21 protein-coding genes and 1 tRNA gene are annotated in these 14,660 nt (G+C 41.2%); 2 read left to right on the forward strand and 20 right to left on the reverse strand.

What is annotated here, in order from left to right; genetic code table 11:
• Nucleotides 1-12 precede the first annotated feature (12 nt).
• The 3 genes from BPR_RS13770 to BPR_RS13780 form a co-directional block, all read right to left on the reverse strand.
• Nucleotides 13-936: a carbohydrate ABC transporter permease gene (locus tag BPR_RS13770; RefSeq protein WP_042258082.1), complete on the reverse strand. Its 924-nt coding sequence runs from the start codon at nucleotides 934-936 to the stop codon at nucleotides 13-15.
• A gap of 153 nt (nucleotides 937-1,089) precedes the next feature.
• Nucleotides 1,090-2,541: an ABC transporter substrate-binding protein gene (locus BPR_RS13775; protein ID WP_013282099.1), complete on the reverse strand. Its 1,452-nt coding sequence runs from the start codon at nucleotides 2,539-2,541 to the stop codon at nucleotides 1,090-1,092.
• Between the two features lie 52 nt (nucleotides 2,542-2,593).
• A complete protein-coding gene (locus BPR_RS13780) occupies nucleotides 2,594-4,534 on the reverse strand; it encodes a glycoside hydrolase family 127 protein (protein ID WP_042257138.1) in 1,941 nt (646 codons plus the stop codon).
• Nucleotides 4,535-4,868: 334 nt separating this feature from the next.
• Between BPR_RS13780 and BPR_RS13785 the strand changes: the two genes are divergently transcribed.
• Nucleotides 4,869-5,882, forward strand: a complete 1,014-nt coding sequence (locus BPR_RS13785) for a LacI family DNA-binding transcriptional regulator (protein ID WP_242662229.1) — start codon at nucleotides 4,869-4,871, stop codon at nucleotides 5,880-5,882.
• Here the strand turns inward: BPR_RS13785 and BPR_RS13790 are convergent.
• From BPR_RS13790 to BPR_RS13825, 8 genes are all read right to left on the reverse strand, one after another.
• Entirely contained in the window at nucleotides 5,875-6,126 is a 252-nt protein-coding gene (locus BPR_RS13790) for a zinc ribbon domain-containing protein (protein WP_013282102.1), read from the reverse strand. The two genes, BPR_RS13785 and BPR_RS13790, sit on opposite strands and share 8 nt — an antisense overlap.
• Before the next feature lie 172 nt (nucleotides 6,127-6,298).
• Nucleotides 6,299-6,526 carry a hypothetical protein gene (locus tag BPR_RS13795; RefSeq protein ID WP_013282103.1) on the reverse strand — a complete coding sequence of 76 codons (228 nt, stop codon included), beginning with the start codon at nucleotides 6,524-6,526 and terminating at the stop codon, nucleotides 6,299-6,301.
• A 53-nt stretch (nucleotides 6,527-6,579) separates the two neighbouring features.
• Entirely contained in the window at nucleotides 6,580-7,089 is a 510-nt protein-coding gene (locus BPR_RS13800; RefSeq protein ID WP_013282104.1) for a pyridoxamine 5'-phosphate oxidase family protein, read from the reverse strand.
• Nucleotides 7,089-7,427 (reverse strand): hypothetical protein, encoded by a 339-nt coding sequence (locus tag BPR_RS13805; protein ID WP_042257139.1) that lies wholly within the window; start codon nucleotides 7,425-7,427, stop codon nucleotides 7,089-7,091. The genes BPR_RS13800 and BPR_RS13805 overlap by 1 nt, the downstream gene beginning before the upstream one ends.
• A gap of 18 nt (nucleotides 7,428-7,445) precedes the next feature.
• Entirely contained in the window at nucleotides 7,446-7,874 is a 429-nt protein-coding gene (locus BPR_RS13810; RefSeq protein ID WP_013282106.1) for an SWIM zinc finger family protein, read from the reverse strand.
• A gap of 29 nt (nucleotides 7,875-7,903) precedes the next feature.
• Nucleotides 7,904-7,976 (reverse strand) — tRNA-Ala (locus BPR_RS13815).
• A 201-nt stretch (nucleotides 7,977-8,177) separates the two neighbouring features.
• The gene (locus BPR_RS13820) at nucleotides 8,178-8,426 is read right to left on the reverse strand and encodes a hypothetical protein (RefSeq protein WP_042257141.1); all 249 of its coding nucleotides are present in this window, start codon (nucleotides 8,424-8,426) and stop codon (nucleotides 8,178-8,180) included.
• A 17-nt stretch (nucleotides 8,427-8,443) separates the two neighbouring features.
• Entirely contained in the window at nucleotides 8,444-8,881 is a 438-nt protein-coding gene (locus BPR_RS13825; RefSeq protein WP_013282108.1) for a hypothetical protein, read from the reverse strand.
• A 245-nt stretch (nucleotides 8,882-9,126) separates the two neighbouring features.
• Here BPR_RS13825 and BPR_RS13830 point away from each other — a divergent pair, with 245 nt between their 5' ends.
• A complete protein-coding gene (locus BPR_RS13830) occupies nucleotides 9,127-9,405 on the forward strand; it encodes a hypothetical protein (protein WP_013282109.1) in 279 nt (92 codons plus the stop codon).
• 97 nt (nucleotides 9,406-9,502) lie between these two features.
• Here the strand turns inward: BPR_RS13830 and BPR_RS13835 are convergent, their stop codons facing one another.
• The 9 genes from BPR_RS13835 to BPR_RS13875 are packed head-to-tail and all read right to left on the reverse strand — an operon-like array spanning nucleotide 9,503 to nucleotide 14,589.
• Nucleotides 9,503-10,270, reverse strand: a complete 768-nt coding sequence (locus BPR_RS13835; protein ID WP_013282110.1) for an AlkZ-related protein — start codon at nucleotides 10,268-10,270, stop codon at nucleotides 9,503-9,505.
• Between the two features lie 17 nt (nucleotides 10,271-10,287).
• Nucleotides 10,288-10,998 carry a hypothetical protein gene (locus tag BPR_RS13840; protein ID WP_013282111.1) on the reverse strand — a complete coding sequence of 237 codons (711 nt, stop codon included), beginning with the start codon at nucleotides 10,996-10,998 and terminating at the stop codon, nucleotides 10,288-10,290.
• Between the two features lie 31 nt (nucleotides 10,999-11,029).
• On the reverse strand, nucleotides 11,030-11,248 hold the full coding sequence (locus BPR_RS13845) for a hypothetical protein (RefSeq protein ID WP_013282112.1): 219 nt from the start codon (nucleotides 11,246-11,248) through the stop codon (nucleotides 11,030-11,032).
• Between the two features lie 46 nt (nucleotides 11,249-11,294).
• Complete coding sequence (locus BPR_RS13850) at nucleotides 11,295-12,011, reverse strand: SAM-dependent methyltransferase (protein WP_013282113.1); 717 nt, start codon at nucleotides 12,009-12,011, stop codon at nucleotides 11,295-11,297.
• Between the two features lie 34 nt (nucleotides 12,012-12,045).
• The gene (locus tag BPR_RS13855) at nucleotides 12,046-12,336 is read right to left on the reverse strand and encodes a DUF5131 family protein (protein ID WP_052301831.1); all 291 of its coding nucleotides are present in this window, start codon (nucleotides 12,334-12,336) and stop codon (nucleotides 12,046-12,048) included.
• A 12-nt stretch (nucleotides 12,337-12,348) separates the two neighbouring features.
• A complete protein-coding gene (locus BPR_RS13860; RefSeq protein WP_013282114.1) occupies nucleotides 12,349-12,798 on the reverse strand; it encodes a GNAT family N-acetyltransferase in 450 nt (149 codons plus the stop codon).
• Between the two features lie 14 nt (nucleotides 12,799-12,812).
• A complete protein-coding gene (locus BPR_RS13865) occupies nucleotides 12,813-13,463 on the reverse strand; it encodes a class I SAM-dependent methyltransferase (protein WP_013282115.1) in 651 nt (216 codons plus the stop codon).
• Nucleotides 13,464-13,487: 24 nt separating this feature from the next.
• Entirely contained in the window at nucleotides 13,488-13,928 is a 441-nt protein-coding gene (locus tag BPR_RS13870) for a GNAT family N-acetyltransferase (RefSeq protein WP_013282116.1), read from the reverse strand.
• A gap of 13 nt (nucleotides 13,929-13,941) precedes the next feature.
• Entirely contained in the window at nucleotides 13,942-14,589 is a 648-nt protein-coding gene (locus tag BPR_RS13875; RefSeq protein ID WP_013282117.1) for a metallophosphoesterase family protein, read from the reverse strand.
• Nucleotides 14,590-14,660 lie beyond the last annotated feature (71 nt).

Here is a 14,660-nt window from a genome sequence, read left to right on the forward strand (position 1 = left end):
GCTCCCCCTTTCTCATGCTTCATCGCTAAAGATGCTATCTTTTTGAGTTACAAATAATACTATTGTAAAAATGCCTACTAGAACAAAGAATATAACTGAAAAAGCTGCTGCATATCCAAGCTTATTTTTTTCAAATCCATACATGTAGATAACATAAGATAAAAACATAGACTTCTTGGCCGGGCCGCCATTTGTAAGGGCTAGAGCCGGATTAACTACCTGCAGATGTGTGATAAGAGCAGTCAATACATTATAAAAAATAATAGGCTTGATGCATGGAATAGTTATGTTCCAAAATCTCTGCCATGAGTTGGCTCCATCTATCTGAGCTGCTTCCTTGTACACAGTAGGTACATTTTGAAGTCCTGCAAGGAATATTACTATGAGATTTCCGCTGGCCCATACTGCGATGAGAACAAGGGCCGGTATTACCTGCCTTGGACTGTCCAAAAATCTCTGGGGTGGAATTCCTAGCATTCTGAAGATGAAGTTAAAGAGTCCATAGTTCTGCTCATAAAGCCATTGCCAGCCTTTGAAAACACCTATTGCCGGTAGCAGATAGGGTATAAAGAAAATAGATCTGAAGATAGTTCTTCCAAAAATATCCATGTTTAGAATAAGTGCTATCACCAGAGAATAGATAACCGCGCCGATAACTGCCAAAAATGCATACAAAAGCGTTGCCTTTACAGCACTTGCAAAATACACATCTTTTGTAAAAATCCTAATGTAATTATCCAGACCCACAAATTCAGGGGTGGACAAACCATTATAGCTAAACAAACTAAGTACAAACACTGCTATGGTAGGAAGATAACTTATAAATGTGATTCCAAGGAATGCCGGAATCAGGCACAAGTAGGCACATCTTTCCTCTTTTCTATTATATTTGGACTGAGAAGTACGTATTTTTCTTTTGCCGGATGCTCTTTTCATACTCTTCGCCTCGCTTGTACTATATATCCCCGCAACTTCCATTGTATAATCCCTCTCCCCTGATATCAACGCCGGCGAAGGCAGTTATACTGCACTTTTGACCATGTTTCAAAGGCTATAATAAACTGTCTTCGCACGGCAATGTATTAATTGTTAATTATTTGTGCTGAAAATATCATTTAGCTCATCATAATACTCATCGATAGCTTCTTTCATTGTCTGATCACCAGACCAAACAGCCGAGAATGCTGAATCAAGAGTTGCATTAAACTCGTCTGTTGCATTGATGTAATACCATGCTGTTGACTGAGAATTTTCTCTTGCGTAGTCTACTACTGCACTCTTGTACATATCATGGTCAGGATAATTAGGGTTATCAATCCACTTATTTGTAAATTCATCATCTGTGTACCACTTATCAAGAATAGGCATCCATGTTCCTGCTTCAATAAGTGACCAGCTGTTTTCTTCCTGGTAGTACCACTTGAGCCATGTCATAGCTTCTTCAGGGTGCTTGGTTGTAGCAAATACCACGTTTGGTCCGCCAGTACAAATTGTAACCTTCTCCTTCATGTAAGGAAGAACGCCTACGCCATATTTAAAATCTGCAGATGGTCCAAGGAAGGTTCCAACATTCCAGGTTCCATCTGTAGCCATAACAACCTTCTTGGAACCAAGTGAGGATTCAAGCGCGTTAGCTGCGCTTGTTACAGGAGGTGCACAGTGATAAACATCTGAAAGGTCTGCAATTTTCTGCAGTGCTTCTACTGTTGCATCGTCATTGATAGTACATTCTTTGCCGTCAGCACTATAATATCCGCCACCATTACTCTTTGCCCATACTTCAAGCTGCCATGGAAGAGTGTTAACTGTGCAGCCGTAAACATCAACGTTTGCTGGATCAAAGTCTGGACTTAATGCGTTATTACCGTTGATATCAACTGTGAGAGTCTGAGCTATCTTAACAAATGTATCCCAGTCCCATGCACTGTCTGCACTTGCAGGAGGTGTAAAATCAGCAACATTTAATCCCTGTTTGGAACAGATTTCTTCCAAAAGATCTATGTTGTACCAAAGGGTAAGTACCTCATTGGCTGCTGAATAAGCCACAGGTGTTCCCTGATATTTAAAGGTTATGGAATCAAGAGGTTTGGAATCACCTTCATCGTACATTGAGCTGATGTCTGCAAGTAATCCATTCTCTGCAAATTTTAATACTCCAGCTTCACTCATGATGGCTGTATCAGGAAGTTCTCCTGCTGTAGCCATTGCGTTTAACTTGGTTACATAGGTATCATGGTCAATCTTGATTACTTCTACTTCAATTTCATCCTGGGACTGATTGAACTTATCAGCCACCGCCTGAGTTGCAGCAGTCTCTGTCTCATTGCCCCACTGAGCATAGGTAATATGTACCTTTTCTCCAGTGCTCTCACTAGTTGAAGCAGGTGTCTCTGTCTCTGTTTTAGGTGTCTCTACTGCGTTCTGCGTTGTGTCCTGCGCTTCCCCCTGTGCGCTTTGAGAACTTGCACCACAACCTGTTACCAACATTGCCGTAGTAGTAACAACAGTTAATGCCATGCTCAACAATCTTTTCTTTTGCATACTTGAAATATCCTCCTTTAGAAAATTATTATTCAGCAGTAATGTTCTATCTTTAGATAGAAATATTCTGCCAGACTTCCATCTCTCCAATACCTCTGTTGTTCCAAAAAGCATAGGGAACCGCTCTGATCTTCACAGGCTTCTTAGTAAATCTTGCCTCTCCGTAAAGGCTGCCATCTTCAATACCAACACTCTTAACCCTGTAGCCCTCATACTCTATCGCCGGTACTTCTCCCGGAAATTCTTCATAAGCTTTGCCCTTTAGCAGATTAGCATCAGTATCCACGTAAATGTCAGATAAGTTCTGTCCATTGTCCGCCTCCTCCAGGCAATAGACCATAGGTCCATGCATTACAGCAACCTTACCTGCATCAGCCCTGACATTGTGGTCTGCTGCCACAAATCTTGGATGAATCCCCATATTAAGCTCAATCCTGTGTTTACCACCCTTAAGAGCAATTACTGCATAGTTATTGTCAGCTATATAGGAAAGCTTTTCACCATCAAGGGCTATCTCCATATCTTTGGCATAGGCCGGAACTCTTATCCTGATATCTGTAGCCTGCAGAGTAGAAATCCCGATATCTACTGTTCCATCTGTCAAAAGAGCTGACTTAAGCTCCACAAATATTTCCTGACCGGAATTATCCACCGAAAGGGTTGATGATATGAACTGATTAATGTAGATTCCCTTTTCATCACAAGCATATAAATACTGAGAAAGAGAAGCCAGCGTTCTCGCAAGATTAGGAGGACAGCAGGCAACACTAAACCATTTCTGCCTGGCAGGTTTAACGTGATCCATATAGGTATTCTCAGTACAAAACTGCGGAATCATCTCTAATGGATTTACGTAAAAATATCTGTCTCCTTCCAGATTCATAGCTGCCAGAATAGTGTTGTACAATACTCTTTCAACTGTATCATAATAGCTTGCATTTTTCTTTAGGGCAGCCATCCTCTGTCCAAACATCATCATTCCCACAGAAGCACAAGTCTCACAATAATTTGTGCTGTTAGGCAGGTCGTAATCTGTGGTAAAGCACTCCAAAAATCCGCTGCTGCCAATTCCTCCTGTGATATACATTCTCTTGCCTATCATGTTATCCCACAGTCTGTCACAGGCTTTTTCCATTTCTTTATCCTGCTGCCATTTTGCCAGGTCTGCCATAGCACTGTACAGGTACATTGCCCTTACAGCATGACCTTCAGCCTCAGTTTGTTCTACTGGAGGTTTCTCTGCCTGTGCATACTTCATAGAATAGTTTCTAAACTCAGGAAAGAACTCAGGGCCTTTTCTGCCATCAATCTCATTCTGCAAATAATTAGGTGCAGTTCCCCTCTGCCTGACAAAATAATCAGCCTGCTTTAAGTACTTGTCATCCCTGGTCCACCTATAAAGCTTGATCAAAGCCAACTCAATTTCTTCATGCCCTGGAACTCCAGGAATCTGTCCTTTCTTTGTTCCAAATACCCTGCAAATAAGGTCAGCATTCCTCATTGCAATTTGAAGAAATTTCTCCTTACCAGTGGCCAGTGCATAAGCAACTGCTGCCTCAATCATATGTCCTGAGGTATATAATTCGTGTCCCTCAACCAGGTTTGTCCATTTCTTTTCCGGAGCTGTTATCTGAAAGTAAGTATTTAAATATCCGTCTTTTTCCTGAGCCTTTTCCAAAATATCGATCACCTGATCAATTTTACCTTCAAACTGAGTCCCGCTACCTATTGCAATGCAATAGGCAGCTGACTCTATCCACTTATATAGATCAGTATCAAGAAAAACTACTCCTTGCCGTTCTCCCTCTTGTAGTCCGGCAGCTATACGGAAGTTTTTGATACATCCCGTAGGATCAGTTCCTTCCAGGTCATCATTTAGAGCTTTCCACTGATGAACCAGCATGACTTCACTTACTTTATTGATATAATGCCCGAATAAAGGATCAGTGACTTTTACCTGCTGAAGTTTCAACGGCCTTATTTCTTTTTCCATGCCCAATGCCCCTTCTTATTTTTTAGTTAATAAGCACTCCGTTTTCATCAAAGGTGTACATCTCTCCTTCTAGTTGTGTGCAAAGTTAACGTTTTCCCTTTTCATATATAAAGCTGTAGTCCTCGCTACAACTCATGATATTCTTGTAACCCATCTCCCAATTTTATTTTAGGTAAACGTTTACCTTAATTTGGATTTTATATTGTTGCATTATATATGTAAATAGCAATTTTCAATAATATTGCGAGCAATTTTTTGGTTGTTTTTTATTAAGAAAACGTTTACCATTATCTTGTAATTAGTATTTTGGAAGTGAGGACGAACTGTGTCTAATATGAAAGACATCGCCAAAAAAGCCCAGGTATCTGTCGCAACAGTATCCAAGGTTTTAAATGGCACCGGAAATATAAGTGAAGAGACCACCAGGAAAATTCTGGAAATTGCTGAGGAACTTAATTATCATCCGAACCTCTATGCCAGAAATCTAAAAACTGGTTCCAGCAGGACAATTGGGATTCTTGCAGAGGACCTTACCGTATTCAACACTCCTCCAGTAATAGACGGCATCGGAGCCTGTTGCGAAGAGAAGGGTTATCGTTATCTCTTGGAAAATCTTCGCATAAACACTCTTGGTATTGATCCTGACAATGACAAGGATAGATACTCAGAAATCAAAAACAATGCAGTTTCACACATGAGTTCCATGCAGGTTGATGGAATTATTTATCTTGGCTGCCATTCTCACAGAGTAGTACCAAGCATATTTGAAAACAATATTCCTTTCGTATGCGCTTACTGCATTTCTCCATCCCTTGCGATTCCTTCTGTTTTGTATGATGATCAGCACGCCGCCTATGAAGCAGTTTCTCTTCTGATCAAAAAAGGACACAAAAAAATAGCCACCATAACTGGCAAAGTAAGCAGTGTTCACACCAGATGGCGACTAACAGGTTATCAGGAATCCTTATATGATCATAACATCCCCTACAATCCCGGGTATGTAGTAAATGGTGATTGGTCAAGAGACAGTGGCTACAACGCCACCAAGAAACTTATCAAGCAGCATGTGACTGCTATTTTTTCTCATAACGATGAAATGGCCATGGGCGTAATAGATGCCTGCAATGATGCTGGGATTCAGGTTGGCAAGGATATTGCACTTATTGGCTTTGATAACAGGGAATTATCAACAGTGTGTCGTCCAACACTCACAACTGTTGAACCCCCTCTTTTTGATATCGGCTACAAATCAGCCGAAGGCCTGATTTCAAAAATTGAACATAAAGAAGACATTCTGCGAGGCGAAGTGCGACTTCCTTGCAGGATAATAGAAAGAGATTCTACCTGATTGGTAGAATCTCAACTTCCTCGCCCCTTGAGATCATCTTGCCAATTTCCTGATCAAGCTCGTAAACTGTTCCGCAACAGCTAGTCTGCACGTAGTAATGCTTATTCCACTTTAATGTAGGTATAAAGAAAAGAGACAGCACTGTATATGTCATGAACACGTTGAAGCGCCCATATTTCCCACAGATAGAGCAGGTTATCAGCTGATTGAACTCAAAATCCTTCCTGCCATCTGTAATTCCCATGATAAAAAACATCTTCTATTTCACTCCATCCTTAATAATGTACCCTCACAACCTGCTTGTCTGCCTCTGTTGCAGGCTCAGACTTCTGTTGTAAACTCCATGCTTTTCTCTTTCCTTTCGCGCTTATTAGTTCGCCGCGACCCCCGTAGGAATCGCGGCTTAAACCACTTAATTACTTCTTGAACAATCCACCTGCAAGATCCTTGAGATCTCCGAGGTCAAGCTTACCGTCTGCTACTGCAGCCTGAACTTTCTTGATGTCGTCTTCACTAACATCAATGTTGGCTTTCTTCAGAAGCGCAACGCCTTCCTTGGGGTCAGCCTTGGCAATCTGAGCCATGAGCTCTTTGTTACCATTGATCTTCTTGATAATGTCTGCTACGTCCAAAATACTTCCCATTTGTTTCTCCTCCAATCTTGCTTTTTGTTTATTGTTCGTTAAAGCGTCGCCGCTCAAACTTCTAAATGCTGCCTGTTTCCATAGCCATCCTTCTTAAGATCTGAATCAAGCAGATCATAACTCTCCGGTACGATCTTAATCAGATTCATAGGCATCGGAAGTTTCTTCATTGCTTCCACAGGAATCCTCTTGTGCTCCATGATCTTCAGGTATTCATCCGTGAAGGGCTCAACCATGCTGGCAAGTCCCATCACCTGAAGACTCTTAAGCTGATGGAATCCACCATAGGGCTCATAGATAGCAAATGCCACATGCTTATTATTCTTCAGAGCCTTGAACTTCAGACCTCCTTCGGAAAAGAGATAAAAGCTGCCATCCACATAGTTGTACTCAATCGGAGTACATCTCACAAAATCCCCTGATGCGACAGCCAATGCACATGTATTGTGTGCCTTTATAAACTCATCAATCTTATCCTTAAGAGCATCTTCCTTCATGTGGACAGAATCCTTATCCTTTTCTAACCACACTGATGCTGCTTTTTCATAATCTATTTCCCACATTACTTTTGTTCCTCCAGATACCTAACCTTCTTTCCATGAGCCAAAGCATACTCAATCTCACTTCTGGTACTGTCACCGATATAGCCTCCGACATTGATAACAAAGATCTCGTCAGACATATCAATCTTGCGCTTATGGATATCGTCCAGCATTTCCTTGGTCTTGGTAAGAGTACCTTCATCCATATTTTCCCAGACTTCATAATCCCCTGAATGGCCAAACAATCCAACACTGATTACTATTTTGCCTTCCAGCGTCAGCTTCTTCTGGACTTCCATAAACTGATCTTTAAAACGTGTGCTCCCACACAGCGTAATTACCGGATATTTCCCCTGCATCCCCAACAAACCTCCTAATCACCAATACCTATTCCTTCGTTCTTCCTCTTCAATAAGCGCCTCAAGATATAGTTGCTGCAGTTCAGCCTTGCTTAAACTGTAAACATACTCTCTAAGTTCCTCATAGTGGCGCTGTTCTTCCTCTTCTTCCTCTTTTTCCCATTCCTCAACCTGCTTAAGGAAGTCTTCTGCCGCCTTTGGCTCCGCAGTGAAATAAAGAGCTATCATGTGCTTACATATAACTCTCCTACCCTCAGCAAAAGGACATGTACACGTAGATCTCCTCGGATGCTCCTTGTCTATGTGAACATGATAAAGCTGCTCACCCCGAACAGTTCCATCGTATGTATACGGACCTGTCTTCTCTACAGATTTCGTTTTCTTGGCATTGTAATAATCCATTCCACGCCATACTGAATTTCCACTGGCAAGTTCAATCAGCCCCATACAACACTCCCCTTATATATTCTTATTCATGGAGCATACGAGGCTCGAAATCGTGACCTCTTCCATGCCATGGAAGCGCACTCCCAGCTGCGCCAATGCCCCTAATTTCCAACTTACTCTATTATATGCAAAAAAGCACTTCCATGCTATATGAGCCATGAAAGTGTATCTATGTTAAATCCCCTTTTATAAGCGGGTTAATGTTGGGAGGAAGGCCATCAACAATTTGGGATGACCTTTGTGTGTTATGAAAGTTTCTATTACAAAATAAAATGTAATGCTTGTTATCCATAATCTGCCTCCTTACCAGCCCATGTCATCCATGTCATCTTCGAAATCGAGCCAGGCCTCCAAGTGATCATCTTCCCTGTCGCGCCTAAATTCTTTCTGCTTCCGATCAAAATTCTTTCGTTCTTTCTTAGACATTCCGCCTACAAGGCTCTTATACTGAGATTCTGAAATTCTTACATCTTTATCCTTTTCTCTTTTTCCAAAAAACATATCTTTACCATCCTTTCTTAGAAATGCAGGGAGAGCACGATATATGATCATGCCCCGCCCCAACATTGTTAATTCATTTCCTCAGCTACTATTCTCTGGCACTCCCTTAAGAGGCTCATGTTGCTGCAAAGAACCAGGACATCACCCCAGCACATTGAGATCTCTTCAGGAAGATCTTCGATATACTCAAATCTTCTTGTAATCGCGAAGTCCTCGTAACCTGTTATGTCGTTAAATCCATTTATCTCGCGGTCCTCCTGATCAAAGATGTCCTGCATCTCTTCTGATGACTCACCACAGAACACGATGTTTTTACATCCTCTTCTCAAGATTATGTCCGCAGCTGCCCTGCTCAGGTTGTCGTTGGCGAGCTCATCTGTGACGATGATCACGGTGTGACCTGACAGATCACGCAGGCTCTTCTTGTTAGCAAAGAACGTTGTGCTAAGAAGTCCATATGTAACATTGGAGCATATTGTCTGTTCCGGATATAAAAACATTGTCATGAGGTTCCTCCTTCTTTTTGAATCTAAGTTCACTTTCGTTTGTTGTACCTAGCTTGTACTCATATATTAAAAAATCAAGAGTCCCATAAAAATGACAACTGTATATTGTGGTTTCAACCAGAATTTCAGCTTTCAGATATACAATATGTGGTATAATCTTTTTCAAGACTAAATTCAAAAGAGGATTCTAACATGAATGGAATTACAAAAGCTGATTGGAAATTGTTCATAGAAAAGGTTCCTGAGTGGCAGGAAACCTTCATGGAAAAACTTTAAAAGAATATGTTAAGATGCTTCAGAGCAAGAAGCCTGCATCCACCAAATTCTGGGATCTTGATAAGCGCATAAAAGCTGACAAGAAAAATCCCGGAGTGCAGATGCAACTTGATAAGGGTGAAGCTATTTACGATATTGTAAAAATGATAAATCTTGGGATCATTACAAAGGAAGATCTCGCTGACTTTAGCGATGATCTGAAAGAATCGGTTCAGGAATTAATAGACCGCCATTATGGACAGTGGTAAAGAGAAAGCTGTTGATGGAGTGAGATTGATCACTTCATCAACAGCTCTTTTATTAACTTCTCATTTGATACCGGAGTATCTTTAGTGTCACTTTCTCTTATCCCACCGGCTTCTTGCCAATAAGTTTTATAATCGCAGAATCATCCGCCTCTTCATACATCTCTTTTACATGGTCAAAGAGTCTCTGCCAAGACTCAGCTGGGCTTTCGCCATATGCCTTAGTAACAAGATCTCTGCCCCAGACAGCTTCAGGACACAGCATGATAGATACTGCCATGCCATACTCGTCACCCTTCTTGTTCTTTCTGCGAACAAAGTCTGTGATCACAAGGTATGTCTGCATCTGCAGACCAGTGATAATGCCGGGGAAATTCTTGCTGCCTTCTTTTCCAAAGCCGCACTGTTTCTTTAACTCTGTAGAAAGAATCCTCTCAGTACTGTAAACAGTATCGCCGTCTTCATTCTCCGACACATATACATCCATGATGGTCTTCTCTCTTCTGTTAGCCAGGCCATCTTCCCAGCGCGCATCAAAGTCATAACCGCTACGCCTGTAATTAGCAAAATATGGAAGCCACTCCAGACTGATGAATCCCGCCTTCTTATCAAAGAATTTGCCATAGGCAACTTTGCCACGCCTTGCTATAGTCTCACGCCATTCCCATGGATCTCTTGATTCATTACCGGTCCACCAGTACTTTGGATCAGTCCATTCCTCGACAGAGAAACCTGCAACATCATTACCAAACAACGGCAGGAATCCAACTTCATTTACATAATCTTCCAGTTCTTCTACTGTATGAATGCATTCAGGATGTTTCCAGTCCACTCCATGCATTACCCATACACCATTTTCTACTGACATATCTTTTTCCTCGACCTTTATAAAAATAATGCAATCATCCAGATATAGCAGATTGTCTTTGGTATCATCATCATTCCAAGCATCGGCTTTTTCTTTGCTCCAAGCACTACTATCATGTAGCAGACAAAACTTATTGTTACAAGAACTGCCAACAGCCACTCCTGATACCATAAGATCAGGTACAGGACTGTGATCACGCCCATGATTACGAATGGGATATTTCTATAAAGCCCCCATCTAGTCTCATTGCCCTTCGAAAACCAGTGATTCTGAGGGAACAGACATAGGATGATACGGATTAATGCTAGCACATTCAGCACAAGATACAGAGTAAACTTCTCCGGCATTACTGAACTGACATCATACTTCCCATGCTTTACTGATAGTGCTGCAAAGAAGAAAATGTAGAAAACTGTCATGGTAATTGATGAGATCAGATTGCCAAGGCCAAGCCAGAATTCTCTTTTTCTCTGTACTTCTTTATCAGATGCCTCTTCCTTAAAATTGATTACTATTCTTGGAATCAGATGAAATGCATCTCCTCCGCCAAGAAGCAGAGTCATCACAGCGCAGATTCTGAATAACAAGTCGCCAGTACTTAGAGTACGGGTGGTAAATATGATCCCGGCGATGAGTGCAAATACCAGATATCCGATGCAAAAAGCATTCTCACCTATTCTCATTCCTAAAGGTTTTTCTTTTGTCTTCGATGTCATTGTTTTTTCCATTCCGTCCTGTATTCATAAGTTCAACACTTTTTCACTTAGCTTTTGAAAACAGCCACTCCTTAACTTCATCATCCTGCCCGGCAGGAACCCAACTGCAGTGAGGATTTATGCCATATCTTTCCTTCAACTCGCCAGCTTTATACTCTGTATAACGCAGGTCCGGATGAATTTCCCTTAGCTCTTCGTATATATCCCTTGAGCCCAAATGAGCACTATATCCGTCCGTCTTATAAGATGCCTTTACTACCATGTCATATAATCCTCATTTATATTAAAAGAAAAATCAAATCCATTTATCATTCTTTTCGAACATAAATTAGAAGGAAATTCAGAATATCATACAGACCCTTATCCAAAAACTCCTTATCGCGTATGCCATATTCATGTCCTGATTCAAACCATTCCCGCCAAGCGATATCGTAGCAATCAGCCTCCTTGACTTCGATATCGCATCGGTCTTGGCACTCATCCTTCAACAGTTTTTCCCACCAAGATGCTGTCTTGAAAAGTTCCGAATCATCGCCTTCCGCCCATGTCTCAAATATTTCTTTAAGCTCACCTTGCGGCTGTTCCTTTAACCCCGGAACCGCGATCATAACTGTACCGCCTTTTTTTACATATGGTAGTACCTTCTCAGAAAAGATGCCTTCTTTACATCCAAAGTAATGATATGCATCTACACTGACTATGGCATCGAAATACTCTTCAGCAAAAGGCATGTCCATGGCATCACCATGAATTGGAATAATTTTGTCTTCCAGACCATTATCCTGAATCCTTCGGTAGTTTTCTGTTGCGGGTACCCAAAGATCAAATGCGTATACATGCTCTGCATCCGTTTCATTTGCTACAAACATCGATGTTAAGGCATAACCGCACCCCAAATCCAGTGTTCTGTTAAAGCTAGCTCCTTCAGGTCTTTTGCGAATCAATTCATCTAGCAGCCTAAAGGAATTCGGTCCCATCAAATATTCCTTTGTAAAATACTTCTTGTACATTTCTATACTGTTCATAAACAGCGTCCTCCATAGCACAATATTTAGAAAGTTATAAATCCAATCCAGCTTTATGCGCCTGGATATGCTGTAGCTTTCTTGGGATGTTATAAAGCTTCCCATCCTTAATCAGTTTTGCTCCTGTCTGGTGATAATAAAATGAGATTCCGTTCTCTTTACACTGTAACCATACCTTCTCTACCCATTTATAATCGCAGACCCTTGCATTTGCTCCTGACTCTCCACCTACGGAAACCTCCTCGATGAGCGGTCGCCCATCGGAAGTCCTGTATTTTTCGATATATGGACTCAAATCCACCTCAGTCAGCATAGGTTCTATCATCACGGCATTCTTTCACTCATGTTTCTTAGAATAATAAATAAACTCGTTATCACGTCTTGCTTCTTTATACCCAAGCTTAGAATAAAATGCATTTGTTCTGACATTCCAAATGGGCGTATCCAACGTGAATTCCTTTGCATCTGAAAACATCGCCTCAATTTCCTGCATCATGTAGATTCCATAGCCTTTACGGAAATGCTCTGGACTTACAAATATCCTTCCGACGTTCAGCTTGTCTTTATCAGGAAACAGAATAGCTCCGCCAACAATCAATCCATCATCGGTTAACTTGTACAAATGATTTGATCTGGCCATCTTGGTATGAAAAGGCATAGACATGTATCCAGGTGGTCCGCCTGCTGAAGGTGCTCCGACCTGAACATCGCTGTCAAAAGCTCTTTTAGATATTCCATTTAGTGTCAAAGCATCAGAAGTTCTTGCTTTTACAAATTGTAGACTCATGGCTCTTTACCTTATCACCTTCCTGCTTTCAGTGTATATGTTGCTTCCCAATGATTAAGCACTTCTACTTTTGTAAATCCAGCAGCTATTAAAGCTTCCTTTTCATGCTCCACAGTCAGCGGAGTGTCATAATGATAAAACACTTCATCCGGCAAGTTCTGCTCTTTTCTTAGTCTAATCTGCTCCTGCCTGAAAAACGTTTCCTGTTCATCTGTCTCTGCAAAATAATCAGTCAGGATTAAATATCCATCGGGCTTAAGTGCCTGCCAAAGCTTCGCATATAAAGGAATCTTTTCCTCTTTTGAAAAGTGATGTAACGATTCCACAGAAACTGCAGCATCAAATATTCCATCTCCAAAGGGCACATCAAAGTATGACCCGCAGATTGTTGTAATATCCTTATCCGGAAACTTAGCTTTTAGTGAATCAAGCATGGCTTCTGTGAGATCAATTCCGGTAACTTTTGCATTTGGATTTACCAAAAAGAATTCCTCTAATTCAAGTCCTGTTCCGCAACCCAGATCAAGCACCTTTGCGTTTTCACCGGCCGGCAAAAGAGCTGCTGTAAACTTATAAAATGAAGACGCGCCTTCAATATTGCTCTTCATGTGCTCATCATACCCATTGATACGGGCAGTAAAGAAATCATCCATTCTTTCAAGCATGTTCTAATTTCTCCCAGTTATTTTTCATAGCTCCTTGGCAAATGATACATGCCCGTTTAATTCGATATAGCCATTCTTTTTATAGAACTCATATGCAGGCACATGCGCTTCTGTCTGTAAGAAGATCTGCTTCAGCCCCAGCTCTTTAATTGCCTTTTCTATTTCTGACAGGAAAAAGTTACCGGCTCCTGCGCCTTGCCTGTCAGTTCTTATACATAGTTCATCAATATAGTATTCAGTCCCTTTATACCAGTGTTTTATGTAGCCCAAGGACATACCGATGAGTTCATCACCATCATATAACCCATATGTAAGCGAATATCCCTGTCCAATCAGATCATCTATATAGCAATCCAACTGCTTTTCATCTGACCAGTCATCGTTCCATGGTTCTATAGTAAACACACTTACAAACAGCTTTTTTATCGCTTCTTTTTGCTCAATTCCAATTCGCTTTAGTTCCATTTATAGGCACCTCTCAGCTTATCCGCTGTAAAATCCCCGCCACATCAACTCCCGGATGCGTCAGGTACATTCTGCAAATGCTCTCTGCAAGCTCTTCTGATATCTTTAGCTTCTTGGCAATTTCTTTATGCGTTTTTCCTTTATCTGTCATGTCCATTGCTTTGGAAATAATCCTGTCTATATCCTTTGGAAGCCTTGAATCCTGACCCGAGTTATCTATGACTCTTTTTCTAAACTCAAACTGTCCAGAGCCCGATATCTCAAGAAGGGCAAAAGACACTTCCTGCTCCGGTTTCCTTTTTCCACAGCAGCCAGGATTAAACCAGACCTGCCCATCTTTCTCTACCAGGCTGTATTTATGGCTGTGTCCATATATGATAATTGATATCCCCGTCAGATCATCGTGAATTTTACCTTTGTTGTGAATAACATAGATCTTATTGCCAAGAAATTCTTCTATCGCAGTCTCCGGAAGATTTTCAGCCCACTCTTTATCCGCATTTCCTCTCACAACTGTAACGGGAGCAATCTCCTCAAGCCGATCAATGACTGCTTTATTATCTATGTCTCCGGCATGAATGATAAGATCAACACCTTTAAAGGCATCAATCACTTCCTGCCTTAATAGTCCATGTGTATCTGAAAGGATTCCTATAAGCATCGTTTTTACCCTCTACTTAATCATTGCACGCTCTGTGCTTAACTCAAAGTCTCATCCTTCATCAATCTTTC

It is taken from the genome of Butyrivibrio proteoclasticus B316 (genome assembly GCF_000145035.1).
Lineage (GTDB): Bacteria > Bacillota > Clostridia > Lachnospirales > Lachnospiraceae > Butyrivibrio > Butyrivibrio proteoclasticus.